The sequence below is a fragment of the Bacillus sp. FSL R5-0523 genome, assembly GCF_037975295.1.
Classification (GTDB): Bacteria; Bacillota; Bacilli; order Bacillales; family Bacillaceae; genus Bacillus; species Bacillus subtilis.
In genome coordinates this window covers 1,381,416-1,401,572 of record NZ_CP150251.1, presented here as the reverse complement: position 1 = coordinate 1,401,572, position 20,157 = coordinate 1,381,416, and the positions used below count along the sequence as shown (strand labels likewise).

Below are 20,157 nucleotides of genomic sequence, written 5' to 3'. Positions count from 1 at the left end.
CTCCTTATCTTGTTTCATATAAATAAATGCGCCAGGCGGAATCTTTATGGTCAAACGTCTTTACGAGCGCGAGATGGTTTTGTTCAGCATTCATGATCGGAACTGAAGAAAAAATGTACCGTCCGCCCATTTTTTTAAATACATCTGTATTTAATTGAAGGTTGTTGATCGTTTTCTTCGAGTTCTTTTTGAAATCATATCGTTTACCGAGTTCATCGACAAAAAGGTAGCAGCGGCTGCCCCATTCATCAAAATATTGTTTCAACCGAGAATTTTTTTCCAGCTCTTTTTCGATGATTTTCCTAAATTCATATTTATATGAAAGCGGATACAGATTGTTATACGTATCTAACGTATAAAACCCGTTATATTGGGCGATAGACGGATGCAGTCCGATGCTCGCCACCCTGTACGAATCCTCCGGACGTCCGATATATTCCTTAATCTCTTTGAATTGCTCCGATGCATAAAACTCCTTGAATGTCGGCGCGTTGTAATGAACGCCATACGTATATTCTTCATTAAAAGGCGCCAACACCATTAGCTGTGCAGCGACTGCGGCATACACAAGCCATTTCCATCCTTTCCCCATCCGCCAAATGAGATATAAAGCAAGCGCAAAGCTCACGTATATAACAAGCGGCCGAAGAAAATGAAAACGGGCAAAATTAAATTCAGCTAAAAAGGCAAATTTCTGCTTTGGAACAGCCCAAATTTTGTTGAACCAAAACGCATACCATAATGACAATCCATAATTAAGCACACATAAAAACAGATAAACATTTTCTGGCTTTGTCCGATTTCGTTTGAACAGCAGAGCAGCAAATACGACCAGCAGGATCGGAAGGATGACAACGGTATGAACGGTCATCACATGATTATGGCCATAGACAAAGTTTTTTACGGATAGCCGAAGAGAATGCCAAACGTCATGCCTGGATGAGATAAATTCGATACGATGCATCGGTGCGTGTTCAAACAGCATCGAATAGACAAGCCGATATTCAACGAAAAGATAGATACTCGTCATAAATGCAATACTGCCTAAGAACATCAAATTCCATCTTCTTTTTGTAATGGCATCATACAGCCAAAAACACGCCATCCCTGCCAGGAAAAAGAAGAAGCCTAGAACAAAGCTTGAGTATAGAGGGAGCAAGCCCAGCGTCAGCCACTCTCTCCATGAAATATCCCCTTTTCGGATATTTAAAAATGCCCACAGTGCCAAAGGATACCCAAGCGTACTCAGCATTCCCGAAGGCCAGAAAGGTGTTAAGGCAAATGCAAGCGATACGCCAATTCGGATGAAAGCCGCTTTTGGCTCCGGGATTATATGTTTCTTCAGCAGCACATACATTCCAAAAAAAGCGACAACTCTTGTAACCGTCTGGCTTATTGCATAGGCGGTCATGGAAGAAAAGAAAGCATGGAGCCAAACAATTCCGCTCCACTCGGTGCCAAAGGCATCCCGGGGCAGCCCGTTAATGATTTGCGGAATGGCAGCGTCAACCTTGCCGACGATTTCTCCGCTATCGGCCAGAACCTTGTACCAAGCGATGTTGGAATCTAAATTATCGTGGACCCGGATATGGGCATCTTCCTTTAAAATAAAAAGCGGGGATACATACAATAAAAGAAGAAATAATGCGATCCAGAGATAATATGTTTCTTTTTTTTGTTGTCTCATCAATCGTAACATTGCTTACACATCCATTTGTTATTCTGACTCCGTCGGCATGTTCTGCCTCATGTGTCAAAATTTATTATCCCTTTTCCCTTCCAAATCATTCATCATATGACAATCCGTTTTTCAACCTGTCTCTACCCATTAATTCCCGCTATCCATAGGGCTTGATCACTTACTATACTGATAGAAGGGAGGGGATATATTTTGTTTACAATCTTACTTTCATTGGCCATACTCGTATTTGTGCCATTTCTATATAAAGCGAACCGCAATACAAAAGATGTGAAAGTCAACACCATTTCAATCGACCAAAAAGACGGCCTTCCAGCCAGAAAAAAATTAAATATCCTTCATTTATCAGATCTTCACTTGGAAAACATTTCAGTCTCACCTGAGGAGCTGTATCATTTAACAAAAGATCAGCCTGTGGACATCATTGCTCTTACCGGGGATTTTCTTGATCGGAAACGTAATATTCCGAAGCTGGCAGGTTACTTGAACGCCTTGCAAAAGCTAAAGCCTGCATATGGAATGTATGCGGTGTTCGGTAACCACGATTATGTATTAAAAGAAGAGGACTTTCAGAGATTGAAGCGAGTTTTAGAGGAAAACGGCTGTATCACGCTGCAAAATGAACATGTTCGAATCGAGACGGCTGCAGGGCCAGTCAATATTATCGGCATTGATGATTACAGTACGAATCGGAGTAATATCACCGGCTCTTATCAAAGTCTGGAAAATGGCTATCATCTTGTCTTAACACATGACCCAAATATTATTCTGGATATGAAAGATGTTCACTATGATTACCTGCTGTCAGGGCATTTTCACGGCGGGCAAATCCACTGGCCAAAACCGTATCATTTGGTGAAAATGGGAAAGCTCGTGCGAATGGACATGATTAAAGGCCTTCATTATCATCACGATAAACCATTTTATATCAGCGAGGGCTTGGGACAAACCGGCGTAAATATCCGTGTCGGAAGCCGCCCTGAAGTAACATTTCATCAGATTTAATCAAAAAAGACTGTGCTGACCGAGGCATCAGTCTTTTTTTTGATAGGTTTTCTGCAGCTTTTCTTTTGAGATAAACAAATAGGATGAATTCGGTAAATGCCGCAAGCTCACAGGCTTTGAAGTCAAATATAAAATCGGCACATGGGACACTTTTTTAAAGAATCTGTAACAAGGATTCACCGGGGTGATCACATCAAAGCCGAGCCTTTCCACACCTTTGTCAAGCATTGTAATCCCAATGATTCCTTTGATTTTCTCGCTTTTTTTATGATTGTTGATATAGTTAAGAAGAAGCGGCATCGATTGATATACTTTCTGATAAATAATGATTCCCTTTCTGACTGCGCTCTCAATGCTTTGCAGCTCCCTGATCAGCTTTATGTTATGCAGGTGGATTTTAACGAGCACATCATTTTTTCTTATATGCGTTCCGTCGCTAAGCACGACATGATGTCCTTTGTACTTCGTCAGCCTGACTCGAAAAACGCTTTTTTGATCGTTGTCAATCAAGCTTAGCCTTGAAAAAAAGAAATAAATCGGATCAACCATTCTCCAAATGGAAAGGAAACAGGTTTTCATCTTTTCACCTTCCTCATGATCAAAAACACCCTTATATTTTGTGAACGTTCTCCTCAAAATATAGTTGCCATATTTTTTAGGAGGACCGTCATGAAAAACATTCTCATTTTTCCTTTTTTAAGCATTTCCACCGGCCATCATCATGTGGCTGATGCATTGCAGGCTGAATTAGAGTCTCAAGGGCTGGCAGCTGAAAAGATTGATATCTTTTCACATTCGTATAGGCGGTTAGAAAAATTGTCCTCCGTGGCTTATTTAAAATGGATTCAATATTTCCCGAAAACGTACAGCGGCATTTACAGGCTCCTCGCCTGCGGAGAATTTCAGCATGACAAACGCTATTTCATGTACGAATGGCTGTTCACACAGCAAATGAGGCACATCCTCCAAGAAAAACAGCCTGATATCGCCTTCTGCACACATGCGCTGCCTTCTTATCTGCTGAACCGATTAAAGCCTGAATATCCGAATCTGACGGTTGTGAATGTATACACTGATTTTTTCGTGAATCAATTATGGGGACGGAAGAACATTGATTACCATTTTGTTCCGAGCACGGAAGTAAAGAAGCAGCTAAAATCAGAGGGGATCGATCAGAACAACATATACTTGACCGGCATTCCAGTTCACCGAAATTTTGAAATGGAATCAGCAGATACCTTGCAGCACCATCCGCCATATACCATCATCATCACTGGGGGCAGTATGGGGGTCGGCGGGATTTTAAAATGGGTGCAGGAACTGTCGCCAGGCGGAAAGATCTTATACAAAATATTATGCGGCAGAAACGAAAAGCTCTACTCCTATGTCAAAAGTTTACACCACCCCTTGATTGAGGCGATTCCTTACCTTCACAGCAAAGCAGAGATGAACCGTTTGTACGAACAGTCGACAGGCATCATGACTAAACCCGGAGGCGTGACCATCAGTGAATGCTTACAGAAACGGCTTCCGGTATTTATTTATCATGCACTGCCGGGACAGGAGGAAATGAATTTAAACCTTCTACATGAAAGGAAACTCGTCACAGATATGAGAAACTGGGACATGCAGAAAGCAGAAGAGTATATCGCGGCATTTTTTCAATCGAACGAACAGATGAAGGAGTATAAAAAACACGTCAATGGATACCTTGGCGAAATGTCTGATAGGAAGATTGAAGATGTTTTAAAAAGAATCATATGGAAACAAAAAAACACTCTCCTGAAATAGAGAGTGTAGAATAGTTAACGAAACAGCAAATGCTGGCTGTGTATGCCTGCTTTCTTGAGCAGGACGATCAGCTGGTCCTGTTCATCAGACGAAAGGCCTGAAAACGCTCTCGCAATACGCAGTGCATGAATCGGATAAATTTTATCCAAATACTCATTTCCCTTGTCAGTTAAATGTGCGTAAACAGAGCGTTTATCTTTCGGGTCCTGCTCCCTTACTAAAAACCCGTTTCTTTCTAGTTTGTCAATAACATATGTGACGTTTCCGCTTACAAGCAGAAGTCTCGACCCAATTTGCTGTAATTTTTGCGGGCCTCTTGTGTACAGGAGCTCCAGTACAGCAAATTCAGTGGGATTAAAACCGTGCTCTTTGCTATCACGGATACTATGTTCGGACACACTTTTGAAAGCCCTTGCAAAAACTCTGTACAAATTCATCGCACGCTCAACTTCTTCTTCGTTAAACGATAATCTCATCATATCTACCTCGTATATAGGATTTTTATAAAAAAATAATGAAAACCCTTACATATAATAAGAGTTCAGTCCCTTACTATACGTATTCGCTATAATTCGAGAAATTCCTTCTAAAAGCAAAAAAAATCCTTATACATTATCTTGTATAAGGATAATTTTTATGATTTGTAATGCTTCGAAAGAAATAAGCGTATTCTTTCCGAAGCTCAGAAATCGTCATTTTGTTCATGACCTCTTTATTATAAACCCCAATCTGATAGAGTTTTTCAGAATAATGGCTTCGTTCTTTTTCTAAAGCGGATTTCAATAAATTACTCATAGCGTCCTCCTTCATTTTGAGGTATCCTATACAAAAGATACTCTTTTTAAATGAACGTGGTATGAATCTAATGTAAAGAATTTATGTTTACGAAGATTTTCGGTATTGTCCGTTTTGAACCGATCTTAATAATTGAAAAGCCTGTTCTCCGGCAAGCTGCATAAACGTCTCCAGCATTTCATCACGCTTGATATCTAACTCTATAATTTCTTTTGCCAGTGAGACCGCTTTTTCTTCCTCCATGATTATCCTTCCTCCTCGTTTGATTCGTTACATAAAGGATAAAACGCGCTTGGGTGTTACGCATTATTCTTGTTAATTTTTCTTCCGTATTTTTTCAAAAATCTTCTATTTGATGTTAGAAAATATGACAAGCGTCAGGTTTTTTCTCTTTGTTTTTTATATACTATTATCAAAAGACATCCAGGGGTGGAAAAATGACCACAGAAGATCATTCTTATAAAGACAAAAAAGTGATTTCAATCGGAATTGTGAGTGAATTGACAGGATTGTCCGTAAGACAGATCAGGTATTATGAGGAACGAAAGCTCATTTACCCGCAGCGTTCTTCAAGGGGGACAAGAAAATACTCCTTTGCCGATGTGGAGCGGCTGATGGATATCGCCAATAAGCGTGAAGACGGCGTACAGACGGCAGAGATTTTAAAGGATATGCGCAAAAAAGAACAGATGTTAAAAAACGATCCGCAAGTGCGGAAAAAAATGCTGGAGGGGCAGCTTAATGCTCACTTTCGGTACAAAAACCGTTAAATAATAAAAGTCCGGCTCGCAGTTGAGACGGACTTTTTACATTTATAATGAGTGAATGAATGCAGTGGCAATGCCAAAGTAGATTAATAAAGATAAAATATCGTTTAGCGTTGTAATCAGCGGTCCAGAAGCAATCGCCGGGTCCACTTTCAGTTTGTGCAAAATAATAGGGATAATCGTTCCTGACATCGTGCCGATGATTAAGGTTAAGAACAGTGAAGAGGCGACAACAAATCCCAAAAGCGCATTCCCCTGCCATATGATGGAGACAATCGCAATCAGCACAGAACAAACCGCTCCGATAAAAATGCTTGTTCTGAACTCCCGGAAGATCAGGCGCACAATCGTTTTTTTGTTCATTTCTTCTTTAGACAAACCTCTGATGACAACCGCGAGAGATTGTGTTCCCGTATTTCCTGTCATCCCTGACACCATCGGCATGAAAAACGCAAGCGCGACAACCTGCTTCAGCGCGTCTTCAAAATAGCTGATAATGCTTCCTGAAATCAGTCCGATAAACAAGAGTAAAATCAGCCATGGCAGGCGCCGGTAAGCCGCCACGTAAGCTTTTGTGTCAAAGGTGATATCTTTACCGGAAGCGGCAAATTTTTCGTAATCCTCATCAGCTTCCCGAATAACGACGTCGATAATATCATCGACCGTCACAATGCCGACAAGCACGTTGTTTTCTTCTACAACCGGTATTGCCAAAAAATCGTAACGTTCAATCAGGCGGGCAACTTCTTCCTGGTCCTGAAGAGCATCTGCTGATATGACGCGGGTAAACATTAAATCCTGCACCTTTTCTTCAGGTTCACCCAGTATCAAATCGCGGTAGGAAAGAACCCCAACCAGCTGTTTGCTTTCATTAATAACATATAAGTAGTTGATCGATTCAGCTATTTCAGCGAAGCTTTTCAGTTTGACGACCGCGTCTTTTACCGTGTAATGCTGAGGGATCCACACATACCGGTTTGTCATCATGCGTCCCGCTGAATCAGCCGGGTAATTCATTAAGAGCTGTACAGCTTTTGACTCTGACGCTTCCATGCTGGACAAAAGCTGTTCCTTCAGTTCTTCGTCCATTTCTTCAAGCAATTGAGCGAGGTCATCGTTGTCCATTTTATTCATCGCCAGTGTTGCTTTTGTTTTTCCGACTTTATTTAAGACGACAAGCTGAAATTCGCGTTCCAGCTCCCCGATCATATCAGTGATATCGTCTACAGTTAAATAAGATAAATAGCGGGCGCGGTGTTTTTCCGGCATTTCTTTAAAAATAAATGCCATGTCATAGGGCTGAAGCTCATCAATAACACTTCTGAAATCCCTGATTTTCCCGTCTCGCAGTAAAATAATGATGCGTAAAATGAGTTCGTCATAGGTCATGTTTTGAACCATCGGGACTCGTACCTCCTCTACGGAGACGTGCCGGCCTCGCCAGAAGGTGCGGCAGTTCGTCTCCTCATCGTGTAATCAATTGTCTTGCTGTCATAGTATATGGGTACTTCTTCAGATTGACTCGAATGGGGAGAATCCATACTCCGCACCTCCTTTGATTGGTTTCGTTTTAAAGGCATAAAAAAAGCCTTCGGGATTGAAGGTGAAAGAAGCACGGCAAAAAAAGCGTGCGGGCGCCTTCAATCGTAGAGCTTTAGCACTGTATGGCATAGGACAAGCATCCAGCTGCATTAAAAATCACCTTATGTCGATGATTTCTGTTGACCCATTGGCGTCTTTGGACATTTTTGGGCAGCAGCGTATCTCCATACAGGAGCCTCACCTAACGAAGTTCCTAATTGAATTGACACACTGAGATTACAGAAAAAAACAAGCTGTGTCAACTCAAAAAAGTAATAAATGCGCTTACATCACAATTACGGAACAAAACAAGGGCCTAAGCCCTTATTCTGTTGTTTGTGTCTCGTCATCTTCAGAAAGCAAATGATACGTTTCATGAAGAAATAAGGCATACTCTCCTTCCTTCGTCGGATGAGGGACATATTCAGCCTGATTGATGTATTGCTCCTCTTTCTTTTCCATGCGTTTCGCCTCCTTTTCTACTTAGATTGTCCAAAAGAAGGTTTCTTATCATGAAAAACCCCCGCTGCAGCGGGGGTTTTGATTAGTCATCTATCTCCTGTTTGATAATGCGTCCATCTTTTGCGGAAATTTCAAATTCTGTCTCAGTTCCTTGTTTCGTTTGGATTTCCATTTCATAGATGTAAGCACCGTCATCTTCGTCAAGCTTACTTTCTGTTACGGTTCCGCCTGTTTGCTTTAAAGCAATTTCTTCAGCTTCTTCTTTGGTTATGGCGACTTGTTCTGCTTTCTCCTTTAGCGGGTCATTAAGCGCTTGTTTTGTATGAATATCTACATAAACGTCGTAGTCTTCACCTTCTTTTTCAATTTCCACTTCATAGACTTCTTTGCCGTTGTAAAGGTCTCTGTCAATGTCTTCTACTGTGCCGTCAACAACTGTTTTAGCAATTGCTTCTGCTTCTTGTTCAGTGAGTGCATCCGTCTTAGAAGAAGCCTGGCTGTTTTCATTGTTTTCTTTGGCAAACGCGTTGTAGCTGAATCCTCCGGCCGCTAGGCATCCTGCTAAAAGACCGACCATCCATTTTTTCTTGAGCATTTGTGAGTCCTCCTTTGTTTTGTATGAGTACAGTTTACACACTCAACATGAAAGGAAAACGAGAGCAAGATGAGAATTTGATGAGAAACCGTCAGTCTTCATACACAATGTTAGCTACCTTTCCTGTGTAGGCATTGATTTTCACTGTCGCTTCCTTATCATCAGGAAGATCAACGTCCACTTCAAAGATGAGAGTGCCCTCACTTTCTTCGAGATCTGCGTCATCCGCTGTTCCTCCCGTTTCTCGCTCAGCAATTGTTTTGGCTTCTTTTTTCGTAATCGGCGTTTTTTGTTGATCTTTGCTGCTGATTTGATCGGCAGACAAGACTGTTTTTGCCTGCATGTCTACCTTCACTTCGTATGTTTTCCCATCTTCTTTTTGTATGGTATAAGTGGCAACTCGACTTTGTCGTGTTTGTTTTTTGACCGTTCCCGGCACCCGCTCAAGCGCGAGATGCTCGGCTTCTTTTTCTGTCATGGCAGATGGATTCACTGCTTTTACTCTATTCATTGAAAGAATGTCAGCCGATATTGCATCTGCTTTTACAAAGTAAGTTCCCTTTGGATTTTCAAGGGTTATATCAAATGTTTTTTTATCCTTTGATTGTGTTGCTTTCGTGACCTTGCCTTCATAAGAGGCTTCGACTTTTTTTACGACAGTCTCCTTTGACAATACGTTCTCATGGGTTTGCCGAATGATGAGAAACGTACAGATGATGACAACTAAAATGGCTGCTGCAGCAAAAGATACTGTTTTTATTGTTTTAGTCATCGGCCTCCCCCATTCTGTTCGCTGAATTGCATGGTGACAGCTGTTCCTTGTCCCGGCTTGCTTTTGACAGACAGCTCAATGCCATGCTCATCAGCGATTTGCTTGGCAATGGAAAGGCCTAAACCTGTTCCGCCTGTTTTTCTGTTTCGTGCCTCATCTGCCCGGTAGAACCGTTCGAACAAATGCGGGATATGCTCCTCAGGTATTCCGATACCTTCATCCCTCACTGATAGAAATGGCCGTCCATTCCTCGTTCCGGCTGACATCTCAATAGGCTTTTCACTATACTTTATTGCATTATCAAGCAAAATGGTCAACAGCTGCTTGATGCGTTCTTCATCAGCCTTTACAAGCAGGCTCTCTTTATCTGTTTCAAGCAATATGTCACGCTGATAAACGGACTGGAGCGTTTGCATAACCGCGCGCGCAGCTTCAATCAGATCGATTGTTTTCAGATCAACCTCGAGTCCTTGATGGCTTTTGGCCAGCGCCAAAAGCTGATTGGTCAGTTTTTTCATATGCACCGCTTCTGAGTGAATGGCTTCTATCGACTCCTCAAGCACTTCCGGCTTTTTTGCCCCCCACCGCTTCATCAGGCTGCTGTAGCTTTCTATAATAGTGAGCGGGGTTTTCAATTCGTGTGAAGCATCTTGAACAAATTGCTGCTGTTTATCATAGTGCTCCTTCAGCATCATTGCCATTTCATTAAATGTCAGCCCCATTTGATACAATTCATCGTTGGACTGTCCTTCTAAAGAAATCGTTTTAAATTCTTTGTCTCGCTGTATGTCTTTCATTGTGATCATTAATCGTCTGATCGGATTGATGATACGGCGGGCAAGCAAGCTGCCTGCAAAAAAAGAAGCAATGCAGACAGCAGCACTTGCAGCGATTAAGATGATTTTCAGCAGAAACAGACTCTCTTCTGTGTTCTCCAGCCTTTCAACCAGCTGAAGAGACACCACTTGTCCATCGGTCCAAATCACCGGAACAGCAGCCTCGGCAAACAGCTTGCCGTCATGTTTCCTCACATCTGCCGTTTCTCCGCTATGAAAAGAGAGAGGAAAATCTTTATAGGCTTTTTCTTTTGTGATCGTCATAACGGCTTTTTGATCACCATTCACTACACGCACCATGCCATTTGCCGGAAGATAGGCCTGCAGCATATCCTGCAAAGCCACTCCTTCTGTTTCAGCGGCACGCAGCGCTTCGGCAATGTTATCCGTCTCATCAGCAAGCCGGGCCGCATCCTTTGATGTCAGCGCAGACGAAAAAATGAGATATACTGCGGTATGAACCAAAATTAATAAAATCAACAGTGATATCGAAGTGTATAGATGAATCTTGGTCTTCAGCTTCATCGTTTACCCCTTAATGGCATAGCCGACCCCGCGAATCGTATGGATCAGCTGTTTTTCGTAAGGATAGTCCAGTTTTTTTCTGATGTATCTTATGTAGACGTCCACGACATTTGTATCACCGATATAATCAAATCCCCATACTGAGCTTAGAATTTGCTCCCGTGTCAGCACTTGCTGCGGATGCTTTAGCATATAGACGAGTAGATCAAATTCCCGCGGCGTTAATTCCACCTCTTTGTCTCCGCGTCTCACTTCACGGGTTTTTTCGTTCACCCGCAAATCGTCATATGTAAGAAAGGTGCCGATATCTTCCGTTTTTGTTCCATTTTGCCGCAGCGCCGCCCTGATTCTCGCAAGCAATTCCTCGATTTCAAACGGCTTGGTGACATAGTCATTCGCACCGATGTCCAGACCTGTTACCTTATCAGGAATACTGTCTCGCGCCGTTAATAATATGACCGGTGTCTGCGGATCCGTTTTTCTCAAGCGGCGCAGCACTTCCAGTCCGCTAAGCCCCGGAAGCATGACATCAAGAAGCACCAAGGAATACCCGCCTTTCGCTGCCGCATCCAGACCTTCTGTGCCATTGTGTTTGATAGTGACGCTGTATCCTTCATATTCCAATTCAAGCTGAAGAACCCTGGCGATTTTTTCTTCATCTTCCACAATTAATATGTGTCCTTTTTCCAAATTTGATCATCCTCTCCCGTCCCTATATGAAAAAAATGATTTCGTTGTTTACAAAATGATTCTTATCATCTATTATGATGTCAAAATAAAAAATTGTATACGGAAAGCACTAGGGGTGCTGTTTTGGCTGAGATAAAGCGCGAAAGAAACGCACTTTGATCCCTTATGACCCGATCTGGATAATACCAGCGTGGGGAAGTGCAGGTTGACCGAATGGTGTATTTTTTTGTGCGCTTAATCGATCTATGACTGCATATTCCCTTAGGATATGCAGTTTTTTATTTTACCAAAAAAACAGGAGGTCGGAGAAATGGAGCATATTTGCGGTACAAGCAGAATCGCCGGTTTTCGCTTCTCTTTATATCCGATGACGGATGATTTTATCAGTGTGATCAAGTCTGCGCTGAAAAAAACAGATACATCCAAGGTATGGACGAAAACCGACCATATCAGCACGGTGTTACGCGGATCGATTGATCATGTATTCGATGCTGCAAAAGCCATTTACCTTCATGCAGCAAACAGCGAAAAACACATCGTCATGAACGGCACGTTTTCCATTGGATGCCCGGGTGACATACAGGGGGATACATATCTTTCCAAAGGCGATAAGCGTGTCAATGAAGATGCTGTCCGAGGCTTGAAGGCGGAAGCCCCGTGCCAATTTGCCCTTTATCCAATGAACGAGCCGGATTATATGGGATTGATTATGAAGGCTGTCGACATTACAAAAGCCCAAGGCACTTTCGTACAGGGTGTCCATTACGCGAGCGAGCTTGACGGGGATGCGCATGACGTATTCAGCACATTGGAAGCCGTTTTCCGCATGGCTGAGCAGCAAACAAACCATATCATCATGACTGTGAATCTTTCGGCTAACAGTCCATCAAGAAAAAACAGAAAGCAGGGATAAAATGAAAAGCTGGAAAGTAAAAGAAATTGTCATCATGTCGGTTATCAGTATCGTATTTGCCGTTGTTTATTTATTATTTACACATTTCGGAAACGTGCTTGCAGGTATGTTTGGGCCAATCGCCTATGAACCGATTTACGGCATTTGGTTTATCGTTTCTGTGATCGCCGCGTACATGATTCGAAAACCGGGTGCGGCGCTCGTTTCTGAAATCATTGCCGCTCTCGTTGAGTGCCTGCTGGGAAATCCGTCTGGCCCGATGGTCATCGTCATTGGCATTGTTCAAGGGCTCGGGGCTGAGGCTGTGTTTCTTGCAACACGCTGGAAAGCATACTCTCTCCCTGTCCTTATGCTTGCCGGTATGGGGTCTTCAGTAGCCAGCTTTATCTATGATCTCTTTGTTTCTGGCTATGCAGCCTATTCACCAGGTTATCTGCTCATTATGCTTGTGATCCGCCTCATTTCCGGCGCGCTTTTGGCGGGGCTTCTCGGAAAAGCTGTCAGCGACTCTCTCGCTTATACAGGTGTGTTAAACGGAATGGCACTCGGAAAGGAACTGAAAAAGAAACGGAAGCGGGCGTCAGAGCATGCAAGCCTTTGATGAGCTTCTGACGGTTGACCGGCTCAGCTTCTCTTATGAAGAAGACGAGAAACCGGTTTTTCAAGACATTTCGTTTGAGCTTCAAAAAGGAGAATGTGTTTTATTATTAGGACCGAGCGGATGCGGTAAAAGCTCGCTCGCCCTTTGTTTAAACGGTCTATATCCGGAGGCTTGCGACGGCATTCAGTCCGGACATGTCTTTCTATTTCAAAAGCCGGTCACAGATGCTGAAACCTCCGAAACGATTGCTCAGCATGCCGGGGTCGTTTTTCAGGATCCTGATCAGCAGTTCTGCATGCTGACGGTGGAGGACGAAATTGCGTTCGGACTGGAAAATCTGCAAATTCCAAAAGAAGAAATGACAGAGAAAATCAACGCCATATTAGAAAAATTACGCATTACCCATTTAAAAGAAAAAACGATCTCAACCCTTTCAGGAGGACAAAAGCAGAAAGTGGCTCTCGCCTGTATTTTGGCGATGGAGCCTGAGCTTATTATTTTAGATGAGCCGACCTCTCTTTTAGACCCTTTCTCAGCGCGGGAGTTCGTTCATCTGATGAAAGATCTTCAGCGGGAAAAAGGTTTCAGCCTCCTCGTCATTGAGCACCAGCTTGATGAATGGGCGCCTTGGATTGAGAGAACGATCGTGCTCGACAAATCAGGCAAAAAGGCGCTGGATGGCCTGACGAAAAATCTATTTCAGCATGAAGCGGAGACACTAAAGAAATTGGGCATCGCCATTCCAAAGGTCTGTCATCTGCAGGAAAAGCTGAGTATGCCGTTTACTTTATCAAAAGAGATGCTGTTCAAAGAGCCTATTCCTGCCGGGCATGCCAAAAAGAAGAAAGCCCCTTCTGGGGAGAGTGTGCTTGAAGTCAGCAGCCTTTCGTTCGCGAGAGGACAGCAGGCGATTTTCAAAGACATCAGCTTTTCGTTGCGCGAAGGTTCTTTAACGGCGCTTGTCGGTCCGAACGGAACTGGAAAATCGACGCTCCTATCAGTTTTGGCCCGTCTCATGAAACCGCAAAGCGGCAAAATCCTTCTTTATGACCAGCCGCTGCAGAAATATAAAGAAAAAGAATTGCGTAAACGGATGGGATTTGTTTTTCAAAACCCTGAGCATCAATTCGTCACCGATACGGTGTATGACGAGCTTCTGTTCGGCCAGAAAGCAAATGCTGAAACTGAGAAAAAAGCGCAACACCTGCTGCAGCGTTTTGGTCTTGCGCATTTGGCTGATCATCATCCGTTTGCGATCAGCCAAGGGCAAAAACGGCGACTGAGCGTAGCTACTATGCTCATGCATGACGTAAAGGTTTTATTATTAGACGAACCAACCTTTGGCCAGGACGCCCGCACAGCGGCTGAATGCATGGAAATGATTCAGCGTATCAAGGCAGAGGGAACCGCTGTCCTTATGATTACACACGATATGGAGCTAGTCTCTTCGTATGCTGACAGCGTGCTTGTGCTTCACGATACGGGCCTGGCCTTTGACGGATCTCCAGCGCAGTTGTTTTCTCAAGAAACAGGGCTTGTCCAAAAAGCAAAGCTCACCCTTCCCCTTCTATATGAATGGATGGCATATCAAGAGGAGGTGCGTGATGAAGCAGCCGTTACATCTCATTAATCCGACTGTGAAAGCGGCGGCGGTTTTTTGTTGTGTCGTCATGCTGTCGTTTATTTACAACCCTTACACTCCGGCATGTTTTTATATCATCATCGTTACGGGCGTTCTACTGGCGGCCGGAATCCCATTGAAAAAATGGTTGTTGTTTACGATTCCGTTTTTGATTTTAGCATTCGGATGCGTGTGGACAGCCGCAGTTTTTGGAAAGGTACCGACAACACCGGATAATTTTTTGTTTCAAGCAGGCCCTATCTCAATTAACAGCGATAATGTGTCTGTCGGCATCTCCCTTGGGTTTCGTATTTTATGCTTTTCCGCCTTATCGATGATGTTCGTTTTTACAACCGATCCGATTCTATTTATGCTGAGCCTTGTCCAGCAGTGCAGGCTCTCACCAAAGCTCGCGTACGGTGTCATTGCAGGCTTTCGCTTTCTTCCGCTGTTAAAAGATGAGGTCCAGCTGATTCAGCAGGCTCATAAAATCAGAGGAGGAGCGGCGGAGAGCGGCATCATTAATAAAATCGGTGCGTTAAAACGATATACCATACCGCTATTGGCAAGCGCCATTAGAAAAGCGGAACGGACAGCGCTTGCGATGGAGTCGAAAGGATTTACAGGAAGCAGAAACCGGACATACTACAGGACATTGAGCGTGAACCGGCGCGACTGGGTGTTCTTTTGCCTCGTCCTCATATTATTCGCGGGATCCTTTCTCGTATCTTTATGTTTCGCATCATAAAAAATCCGCTATCACAGATAGCGGATTTTTTTATTGATGATAGTTTAATGCTTGGGCAAGGTTGGTTTTAATGGTAATATTCGAAAAGTCAATCCCCAGCTGTACAGCAGTTTGCGCAATTTCAGGCCTGATTCCTGACAGGGTTGACCGGACACCGATCAGATTAAGCGCCTCAATCAATTTAAAGATCTGGTGCGCCACCATCGTATCCACCACAACAACACCTGACAGATCGATTAACAGATGCTCCACACGTCTTTTCGCACAAGCTTGAAGCGTGTTTTCCAGAATAAACTTCGCCCGTTCGGTATCAATGTCACCGACAAGCGGCAGCAGAGCTGTTGATTTGCTCAGGGTAATGACAGGTGAGCTTAATTCCAATATCATTTCTCTTTGGGCGTTTAATTGCTGCTTGGCATTCATTTCAGCGTGATCAACGAATGTATAAATGGTGAAATCAAATACTTTCACAATCAAATCAGCCCATTTTTGCTTCTCTCCCGGTTCAAACGCTGATTCATTTTCTTCTGCGAACTTCTCAAAATACTTCGTATATAATCTCCTGTTTCTCATAAACTCCCGAATGACATACTGAACCGGTGTGTCGAGATGTTTTTGATCGTTGGTCAGCTCAATGACCCACTCTTGAAACTCTTCGAGAAATTGTTTTTCCGGTAAAACATACATGTAATTCAGATGCCGGTAAAACTCTCTGTCCTGCTCTTTCAATTCTTCCGTTACTGTTGCATTATGTAGGGCGTAAAGCGAATTCGGATCACTTTCCTCCATCGTTTCAATCCATTCCTCGGCCATTTGTTCCACATGCTCTGAAAAAAATGCATATAATTTTTCATTCAGTTTCATGACACTGCTCCTTTCCCCAACACTATTATAACTTGACTTACAGTTGAATCCCAGTCATACATGTTGAAGCCATCCAATATTTTGAAGATTACTAATTCTTTGGTGTGTATCCTATTTTTTCAAAATGCTTCAAATGGCTCTGTCCGAGCGCTTGCTTTTTTCATATAATATGAGGCAACACCCTTGAATCCACTTGCAAGCATAAAAAAGGAGGGCTTTTTTATGAATGGTGAAATCCGCTTGATCCCGTATGTGACGAATGAGCAGATCATGGATGTAAACGAGCTTCCTGAGGGCATTAAAGTGATTAAGGCGCCAGAAATGTGGGCAAAAGGGGTAAAAGGCAAAAATATTAAAGTTGCTGTATTAGACACGGGCTGCGACACAAGCCACCCTGATTTAAAAAATCAAATCATCGGCGGAAAGAACTTCACGGATGACGACGGCGGCAAGGAAGATGCGATTTCCGACTACAACGGACACGGCACACACGTCGCCGGAACAATTGCAGCTAATGATTCAAACGGAGGCATTGCCGGAGTCGCGCCTGAGGCAAGCCTATTGATTGTGAAGGTTCTTGGCGGCGAGAACGGCAGCGGACAATACGAATGGATAATTAACGGCATCAACTACGCGGTGGAACAGAAAGTCGACATCATCTCAATGTCCCTTGGAGGGCCAAGCGATGTGCCAGAGCTAAAAGAAGCAGTGAAAAACGCAGTGAAAAACGGAGTGCTTGTCGTGTGTGCAGCGGGAAATGAAGGTGACGGCGACGAACGCACAGAAGAGCTTTCCTACCCCGCAGCTTATAATGAAGTGATTGCAGTTGGATCTGTTTCTGTAGCGCGAGAATTATCAGAATTTTCTAACGCAAATAAAGAGATTGACCTTGTGGCACCAGGAGAAAACATCTTATCCACCCTTCCCAACAAGAAGTACGGTAAGCTGACCGGCACTTCAATGGCTGCCCCTCATGTCAGCGGTGCGCTTGCTTTAATCAAAAGCTATGAAGAAGAATCATTTCAAAGAAAGCTTTCTGAATCTGAGGTTTTCGCACAGCTAATCCGCAGGACACTTCCTCTTGATATTGCAAAAACGCTGGCAGGCAATGGATTCCTGTATTTAACAGCTCCTGATGAGCTCGCAGAAAAAGCAGAGCAATCACATTTGTTGACCCTATAAGATTATTTTTCTTATATAATATACACCACATCATGTAAATAAAAATTTCAAATTCTATGTTGACAATGAATTTGAATTACTGTTAAGATTACCAACAAATGATTCAACTTTTCAAAAAATTAATAACATTTTCTCTTATCGAGAGTTGGGCGAGGGATTGGCCTTTTGACCCCAACAGCAACCGACCGTAATACCATTGTGAAATGGGGCGCACTGCTTTTCGCGCCGAGACTGATGTCTCATAAGGCACGGTGCTAATTCCATCAGATTGTGTCTGAGAGATGAGAGAGGCAGTGTTTTACGTAGAAAAGCCTCTTTCTCTCATGGGAAAGAGGCTTTTTGTTGTGAGAAAACCTCTTAGCAGCCTGTATCCGCGGGTGAAAGAGAGTGTTTTACATATAAAGGAGGAGAAACAATGACAACCATCAAAACATCGAATTTAGGATTTCCGAGAATCGGACTGAACCGGGAATGGAAAAAAGCACTTGAAGCGTATTGGAAAGGCAGTACTGATAAAGATACGTTTTTGAAGCAAATCGACGAACTATTTTTATCCGCAGTAAAAACACAAATTGACCAGCAGATTGATGTTGTGCCTGTTTCTGATTTCACACAGTATGACCATGTACTCGACACAGCAGTCAGCTTCAACTGGATCCCGAAACGTTTCAGACATTTGACTGACGCTACCGATACATACTTCGCTATCGCCCGCGGAATCAAAGACGCCGTATCTAGTGAAATGACAAAATGGTTTAATACAAATTACCATTACATCGTTCCGGAATATGACGAGAGCATTGAGTTCCGTCTGACAAGAAACAAACAACTTGAAGATTATCGCCGGATCAAACAGGAATACGGTGTGGAAACAAAGCCTGTGATTGTCGGCCCTTATACGTTCGTTACGCTTGCTAAAGGCTATGAACCGTCTGAAGCAAAAGCGATCCAAAAACGACTTGTGCCATTATATGTACAGCTTTTGAAAGAGCTTGAAGAAGAAGGCGTAAAATGGGTTCAAATCGATGAGCCGGCGCTCGTTACCGCCTCTAGTGAAGATGTCCGCGGTGCAAAAGAATTATTTGAAAGCATTACAAGTGAGCTTTCATCCTTGAATGTGCTTTTGCAGACGTATTTTGATTCTGTTGATGCTTATGAAGAGCTGATCTCTTACCCGGTTCAGGGTATTGGCCTTGATTTCGTTCACGACAAAGGCAGAAACCTGGAACAGCTTAAAACACATGGCTTTCCGACAGACAAAGTGCTGGCAGCTGGCGTTATCGACGGACGCAACATTTGGAAAGCGGACCTTGAAGAGCGTCTCGATGCCGTTCTTGATATTCTCAGCATTGCAAAAGTTGATGAACTGTGGATTCAGCCTTCCAGCAGCCTGCTGCATGTTCCGGTAGCGAAACACCCTGATGAGCATTTGGAAAAAGACCTATTGAACGGATTATCCTACGCAAAAGAAAAGCTGGCCGAGCTGACAGCTTTGAAAGAAGGCTTAGTATCAGGAAAAGCGGCGATCAGCGAAGAGATTCAGCAGGCTAAGGCTGATATCCAGGCGCTTAAACAGTTTGCAACAGGCGCCAATTCTGAACAAAAGAAAGAGCTTGAGCAATTAACTGATAAAGACTTCAAGCGTCCGATTCCGTTTGAAGAACGTTTAGCCCTGCAAAATGAATCTCTCGGCCTTCCGCTTTTGCCGACGACAACGATCGGCAGCTTCCCGCAGTCTGCTGAAGTGCGGAGCGCACGCCAAAAATGGCGGAAAGCTGAGTGGTCCGATGAACAGTATCAAAACTTTATCAATGCGGAAACAAAAAGATGGATTGATATTCAGGAAGAATTGGAGCTTGATGTCCTTGTTCACGGCGAATTTGAACGGACAGACATGGTCGAATACTTCGGTGAAAAGCTGGCCGGTTTCGCCTTCACTAAATATGCCTGGGTTCAATCATACGGCTCACGCTGTGTCCGCCCGCCAGTCATTTATGGAGATGTTGAATTTATTGAACCGATGACAGTGAAAGACACAGTCTACGCACAGTCATTGACTTCCAAGCATGTGAAAGGAATGCTGACGGGCCCGGTTACAATCTTAAACTGGTCTTTCCCTCGAAACGACATCTCGAGGAAAGAAATCGCCTTCCAGATCGGGCTTGCCCTTCGCAAAGAAGTTAAAGCGCTTGAAGACGCAGGCATTCAAATCATTCAAGTCGATGAACCAGCGCTGCGCGAAGGCCTTCCATTGAAAACCCGCGATTGGGATGAGTATTTGACTTGGGCGGCAGAAGCATTCAGATTAACCACTTCTTCCGTGAAAAACGAAACACAAATTCATACACATATGTGCTACAGCAACTTCGAAGATATCGTTGATACGATCAATGATCTTGATGCCGATGTGATTACAATTGAACATAGCAGAAGCCACGGAGGATTTTTAGATTACTTAAAAGATCACCCGTATTTGAAAGGGCTTGGCCTTGGTGTATATGACATTCACAGCCCTCGTGTGCCGTCAACTGAAGAAATGTACAATATTATCGTTGATGCGCTTGCCGTCTGTCCGACTGACCGCTTCTGGGTAAATCCAGACTGCGGATTGAAAACAAGACAGCAGGAAGAAACGGTTGCAGCATTGAAAAACATGGTTGAAGCTGCAAAACAGGCAAGAGCACAGCAGACACAGCTAGTATAATTTGAA

Annotated in this window: 22 protein-coding genes and 3 riboswitches; of the genes, 9 read left to right on the top strand and 13 right to left on the bottom strand. The window is 43.4% G+C overall.

Annotated elements, in window-relative coordinates; translation table 11 throughout:
- Positions 1-4: 4 nt before the first annotated feature.
- On the bottom strand, positions 5-1,699 hold the full coding sequence (locus NYE53_RS07310) for a DUF6044 family protein (protein ID WP_339247972.1): 1,695 nt from the start codon (positions 1,697-1,699) through the stop codon (positions 5-7).
- Positions 1,700-1,891: 192 nt separating this feature from the next.
- On the opposite strand from NYE53_RS07310, the gene NYE53_RS07305 reads away from it, so the two are divergent.
- Positions 1,892-2,704 carry a metallophosphoesterase gene (locus NYE53_RS07305; RefSeq protein ID WP_339247970.1) on the top strand — a complete coding sequence of 271 codons (813 nt, stop codon included), beginning with the start codon at positions 1,892-1,894 and terminating at the stop codon, positions 2,702-2,704.
- Positions 2,705-2,731: 27 nt separating this feature from the next.
- On the opposite strand, the gene NYE53_RS07300 is transcribed toward NYE53_RS07305, so the two are convergent.
- Positions 2,732-3,283, bottom strand: a complete 552-nt coding sequence (locus NYE53_RS07300) for a hypothetical protein (RefSeq protein WP_339247968.1) — start codon at positions 3,281-3,283, stop codon at positions 2,732-2,734.
- Between the two features lie 90 nt (positions 3,284-3,373).
- Here NYE53_RS07300 and NYE53_RS07295 point away from each other — a divergent pair, with 90 nt between their 5' ends.
- The gene (locus NYE53_RS07295; RefSeq protein WP_339247965.1) at positions 3,374-4,495 is read left to right on the top strand and encodes a glycosyltransferase; all 1,122 of its coding nucleotides are present in this window, start codon (positions 3,374-3,376) and stop codon (positions 4,493-4,495) included.
- Positions 4,496-4,509: 14 nt separating this feature from the next.
- Here the strand turns inward: NYE53_RS07295 and NYE53_RS07290 are convergent, their stop codons facing one another.
- From NYE53_RS07290 to NYE53_RS07280, 3 genes are all read right to left on the bottom strand, one after another.
- A complete protein-coding gene (locus NYE53_RS07290; protein WP_133954310.1) occupies positions 4,510-4,974 on the bottom strand; it encodes a MarR family transcriptional regulator in 465 nt (154 codons plus the stop codon).
- A gap of 133 nt (positions 4,975-5,107) precedes the next feature.
- Positions 5,108-5,290: a stress response protein YkoL gene (gene ykoL, locus NYE53_RS07285; RefSeq protein ID WP_015252233.1), complete on the bottom strand. Its 183-nt coding sequence runs from the start codon at positions 5,288-5,290 to the stop codon at positions 5,108-5,110.
- An 87-nt stretch (positions 5,291-5,377) separates the two neighbouring features.
- Entirely contained in the window at positions 5,378-5,533 is a 156-nt protein-coding gene (locus tag NYE53_RS07280) for a hypothetical protein (protein ID WP_003232538.1), read from the bottom strand.
- Positions 5,534-5,727: 194 nt separating this feature from the next.
- Between NYE53_RS07280 and tnrA the strand changes: the two genes are divergently transcribed.
- On the top strand, positions 5,728-6,060 hold the full coding sequence (gene tnrA / locus NYE53_RS07275) for a MerR family transcriptional regulator TnrA (protein WP_003232541.1): 333 nt from the start codon (positions 5,728-5,730) through the stop codon (positions 6,058-6,060).
- A gap of 42 nt (positions 6,061-6,102) precedes the next feature.
- Here tnrA and mgtE read toward each other — a convergent pair whose 3' ends face one another.
- The 7 genes from mgtE to ykoG form a co-directional block, all read right to left on the bottom strand.
- Positions 6,103-7,458: a magnesium transporter gene (gene mgtE / locus NYE53_RS07270; RefSeq protein WP_003232543.1), complete on the bottom strand. Its 1,356-nt coding sequence runs from the start codon at positions 7,456-7,458 to the stop codon at positions 6,103-6,105.
- Positions 7,459-7,475: 17 nt separating this feature from the next.
- The gene (locus tag NYE53_RS07265; protein ID WP_009967087.1) at positions 7,476-7,598 is read right to left on the bottom strand and encodes a hypothetical protein; all 123 of its coding nucleotides are present in this window, start codon (positions 7,596-7,598) and stop codon (positions 7,476-7,478) included.
- A 91-nt stretch (positions 7,599-7,689) separates the two neighbouring features.
- Positions 7,690-7,855: riboswitch (M-box (ykoK) riboswitch) on the bottom strand.
- Between the two features lie 107 nt (positions 7,856-7,962).
- Positions 7,963-8,100, bottom strand: a complete 138-nt coding sequence (locus NYE53_RS07260) for a transcriptional regulator SplA domain-containing protein (RefSeq protein WP_003218541.1) — start codon at positions 8,098-8,100, stop codon at positions 7,963-7,965.
- A gap of 82 nt (positions 8,101-8,182) precedes the next feature.
- Entirely contained in the window at positions 8,183-8,695 is a 513-nt protein-coding gene (locus tag NYE53_RS07255) for a PepSY domain-containing protein (RefSeq protein WP_339247962.1), read from the bottom strand.
- A 91-nt stretch (positions 8,696-8,786) separates the two neighbouring features.
- Positions 8,787-9,467, bottom strand: coding sequence for a PepSY domain-containing protein (locus NYE53_RS07250; RefSeq protein ID WP_339247960.1), 681 nt, complete (start codon positions 9,465-9,467; stop codon positions 8,787-8,789).
- Positions 9,464-10,828 (bottom strand): two-component system sensor histidine kinase YkoH, encoded by a 1,365-nt coding sequence (gene ykoH, locus NYE53_RS07245; protein ID WP_064671308.1) that lies wholly within the window; start codon positions 10,826-10,828, stop codon positions 9,464-9,466. The genes NYE53_RS07250 and ykoH overlap by 4 nt, the downstream gene beginning before the upstream one ends.
- 3 nt (positions 10,829-10,831) lie before the next feature.
- Positions 10,832-11,518, bottom strand: coding sequence for a two-component system response regulator YkoG (gene ykoG, locus NYE53_RS07240; RefSeq protein WP_032730473.1), 687 nt, complete (start codon positions 11,516-11,518; stop codon positions 10,832-10,834).
- A gap of 101 nt (positions 11,519-11,619) precedes the next feature.
- A riboswitch (TPP riboswitch) is annotated at positions 11,620-11,732 on the top strand.
- 96 nt (positions 11,733-11,828) lie between these two features.
- Between ykoG and thiU the strand changes: the two genes are divergently transcribed.
- From thiU to thiX, 4 genes are read left to right on the top strand one after another with little or no spacing between them, the layout of a single operon-like run.
- Entirely contained in the window at positions 11,829-12,431 is a 603-nt protein-coding gene (gene thiU, locus NYE53_RS07235; RefSeq protein ID WP_339247957.1) for an HMP/thiamine ABC transporter substrate-binding protein ThiU, read from the top strand.
- Position 12,432: 1 nt separating this feature from the next.
- A complete protein-coding gene (locus NYE53_RS07230; RefSeq protein WP_003232554.1) occupies positions 12,433-13,032 on the top strand; it encodes an ECF transporter S component in 600 nt (199 codons plus the stop codon).
- A complete protein-coding gene (locus NYE53_RS07225) occupies positions 13,019-14,662 on the top strand; it encodes an energy-coupling factor transporter ATPase (protein ID WP_339247954.1) in 1,644 nt (547 codons plus the stop codon). Before NYE53_RS07230 ends, NYE53_RS07225 begins: the two co-directional genes overlap by 14 nt.
- Positions 14,637-15,401: an HMP/thiamine ABC transporter permease ThiX gene (gene thiX / locus NYE53_RS07220; RefSeq protein WP_251187022.1), complete on the top strand. Its 765-nt coding sequence runs from the start codon at positions 14,637-14,639 to the stop codon at positions 15,399-15,401. Before NYE53_RS07225 ends, thiX begins: the two co-directional genes overlap by 26 nt.
- A gap of 30 nt (positions 15,402-15,431) precedes the next feature.
- Here thiX and rsbRB read toward each other — a convergent pair whose 3' ends face one another.
- The gene (rsbRB, locus tag NYE53_RS07215; protein ID WP_003232560.1) at positions 15,432-16,265 is read right to left on the bottom strand and encodes an RsbT co-antagonist RsbRB; all 834 of its coding nucleotides are present in this window, start codon (positions 16,263-16,265) and stop codon (positions 15,432-15,434) included.
- A gap of 222 nt (positions 16,266-16,487) precedes the next feature.
- On the opposite strand from rsbRB, the gene isp reads away from it, so the two are divergent.
- On the top strand, positions 16,488-17,447 hold the full coding sequence (gene isp / locus NYE53_RS07210; protein ID WP_003232562.1) for a serine protease Isp: 960 nt from the start codon (positions 16,488-16,490) through the stop codon (positions 17,445-17,447).
- Positions 17,448-17,579: 132 nt separating this feature from the next.
- Positions 17,580-17,735: riboswitch (SAM riboswitch) on the top strand.
- A gap of 127 nt (positions 17,736-17,862) precedes the next feature.
- The gene (gene metE / locus NYE53_RS07205; protein WP_251187021.1) at positions 17,863-20,151 is read left to right on the top strand and encodes a 5-methyltetrahydropteroyltriglutamate--homocysteine S-methyltransferase; all 2,289 of its coding nucleotides are present in this window, start codon (positions 17,863-17,865) and stop codon (positions 20,149-20,151) included.
- Positions 20,152-20,157: the final 6 nt, after the last annotated feature.